This window comes from Gordonia sp. NPDC003376, assembly GCF_053589235.1.
This window is the reverse complement of record NZ_JBSFRM010000057.1, coordinates 1-2869: the sequence shown is the minus strand read 5'-3', so window position 1 is coordinate 2869 and position 2869 is coordinate 1. Positions and strand designations below refer to the sequence as shown.

Genomic DNA, 2869 nt, shown 5'->3' with positions numbered 1-2869 from the left:
GGCCAGTATCGAGTCGAGGTCGCCGGTGGCGAACCGGCCGTGGACCGCGGCATGCCCCAACGCCCAGTCCACATCGTTACCGCCGTGTAGGGCGGCCAGTTCCACCGCGTGCGCCATTTTCTGGTACATCCGCTCGGTACCGGCGGCGGCAGCTTCTTTGAGCCATAGCCGGGCTCCGTCGCCGATCTCGAGGAATGCGCGTTCGTCGGTGGTGCGGGCACGAATCCTGTAGTCGCCCGGTATTTTTGGTTGATGTCCGGGGAAATGGGTGTCGTCGATAGCGGGGATCCCCGGGGTGGTTCGGGTATGCCGGGCCACCTCGACCGGTCCACCGTCGTCGAGGGCGCACACGATCACTTTGTTGTTACCGGGATGGTTGCGGACCCACACCGACTGCCCCAGCAGTGTTGCCGGAACAGAGTATTGACCATGTTCGAAGGTGATCATCGGAGTGTTGTCGGGTACCCGGCGAGTCACTCCGAGTCCTGCGGTGTGCGGTACCGGCGGGAGTGGATGTAGCCGTAGCCGTTCCTCGGCGAGCATCTCGACCGGCCGTCGTCGGGTCGTTCGATGTTCCCGGTCGTTGATCTCGAGCATGAACTGCGCACACGCTGCTTCGACGTCGGCGAACGTGGCGTAGGCCTCGAGCAGGTTCGTCTGGGTCGGCACGATATCGGCTTTGGCGAGTTTCACCGCGTTCTCCACCCCACCTTTGGAGGCCGGGTCGGCCGGCTCGCTGACCCCGTAAAACCGTCCGAACGACACCGCAGCTCGGTTACGTACCGGTACCCCGGCCACGTGGCCGGTGGTGACGGTTTTCTCGTTGTCGGTCAGCACATACGTCGGAGCGCCCCCGACGAGCCGGAACACCCTGTCCAGGCCGGCGAACACCGATGGTGCGGTCCGATCGTGTAACGCGATGACCACCCGGTAGCGGCACCAAGCCAGCCATGCCACCAGTAGCACCACTTTGCGGTCCTCCACGACTGGCCCGTCACCGAAGTCGTATTGCAACCACAGGCCGGGTTCGGTGATCCAGGGGCGGTGTACTCGTGTATTACCCAGTCGCCATTGGGTTTTCACTTCAGCGAGGGCGCGGCGTGTGGTACGTTCGGTGCCGGTGAAGCCCAGCGCCACGAGTTTCTCGTGGGTTTTGTCGGCGCGGATCTTGCCTTTTGACTCGGTCACCCACTGCTCAAGTTTGGGGAGGTGATCATCGATGAGCCGGGCTCGGCGTGTGGCTGGTGACAGCCCCGTAGCTCGCTGGTCCACCGCTCGTTTGACGGTGTGGTGGCTGCATCCGCAGAGTGCGGCCGCGGCCCGGTAGGAGCCGGTCAGGTCGTAGGCATTGAGTATGTCCATGAGTTCTCCGTCAGACTTCAAGGTGGGTCTCTCCCGGTGGCGTTCGATACGAGTGGCATCGCCATCGAAACCACCGGGAGAGACCCTCGCAGCGCAGACGCGCCGGGATGGATGAGACCGAAGTGGGCAAAATCGTGTCCGCACGCGGGCATTTTCATGACCGCCCATGGGCAGCCCTTACTGGCCGTCAGTGGGCACTTTCGTGACCGCCCATGGGCAGTTTTCCATGTCCGCTGACACCCCGGGCCTTGAGGCTCGCGCGGAACTAGCACGCCAGAACTCGAACAACTCACTATCACCGACCGCGGTACCGAGGACCTCGCGGGTACCGTCGATCGACACCCCGATCGCCACCACAAGCGGTGACGGTCGTGCAGGCCCGTGCCCGACTCGATGCGGCGATCACACGCGCCGAGCAGGCCGTCGCCGCTGCAGCGTCTGATCCTGGGGTAAATCGGATGGACCGCAACGTAATATGACTGATCCGCAGTCGCGGTCGATGCCGATGCGTGGGGGCGGGTGGGTTCAGGGTTACAACTGTCAGGCAGTGACGAGTTCGGATGGTGCGATCATCGCTGCCGAGGTTTCCAACAATCCGTCTGATGGTGCAATGTTCGTCGGCATGAGTAAGCGGGCCGTTGCGGCTGCCGAAGTCGTCGATGCGGGACGACCAGAAGGGGCCCAGGCCAACGGTATTGGTGTCATTCTTGCCGATGCCGGGTATCTGTCCGAGGAAGCGTTGACCGCCGCTGGTCCTGACCGGCTGATCGCGACGGCGAAGTCTCGCGAGCTCAATCGCACTGCCCGTGACCAGCCGACTGTCGGGCCACCTCCCTCGGATGCCACTCCGGTCGAGCAGATGGCTCACCGGTTGGCCACGGCTGAGGGTGCCGCACTGTACCGGCAGCGGAGTCATATTGCTGAGACGCCGTTCGGGAATGCCAACACAATCTGGGTTTCCGCCGGTTCACCAGTCGTGGACAACGTCGTGCAACAGCGGAATTCACGTTCCATGCGTTGACTCAGAACCTGTTCAAGGCCTTGGGGGCAGATCGTCTGGTAGCAGCTGCTGCTTGACCGGCACCACTGGGACACCCCTCACCGGTGGCTCGGGTGGGTGGTCGCCGGCGGCCGGTAGCGGAGTGGTACCCGAAGTCCATTTTTCGAACAGCCCCCAGGGAAACAACTCCACGAATATCTCCGCAGGGAACAACCGCTGCCGATGCTCAGCCAAGAACGCGAACACCGACCCCTTGGCGAGTAGATGCCCGACCAGCGACCTCACGTCGAGAAACTCACCCTGCCGATCGGCCTTACCCTACATACCCACCAGGATCCCAGCCGAGCAGACACAACGCGATCACACACGCCGAACCAGCCGCGACTATTTCAGCAGTCTCCTAGCAAGCTAGCCTCGTGCTTTCACGCTGATTTCGTGTCGTGAGTGAAGAATGGTGCCCTGACCTGGGATGATTGAGATTGCGAAGTCATCAATCGGACCAGATCG

At 62.8% G+C, this 2869-nt stretch carries 1 protein-coding gene and 2 pseudogenes; 1 reads left to right on the top strand and 2 read right to left on the bottom strand.

Annotated features, from left to right (window positions below):
- On the bottom strand, positions 1–1383 hold a 1383-nt coding region (locus ACWDUA_RS25510; protein WP_449753815.1), incomplete at its 3' end, for an IS21/IS408/IS1162 family transposase.
- A gap of 208 nt (positions 1384–1591) precedes the next feature.
- A pseudogene (locus tag ACWDUA_RS25505) lies at positions 1592–1789 on the bottom strand (transposase); the annotation flags it as partial.
- 27 nt (positions 1790–1816) lie between these two features.
- Here ACWDUA_RS25505 and ACWDUA_RS25500 point away from each other — a divergent pair.
- Positions 1817–2439: pseudogene (locus ACWDUA_RS25500) on the top strand (transposase); the annotation flags it as partial.
- Positions 2440–2869 lie beyond the last annotated feature (430 nt).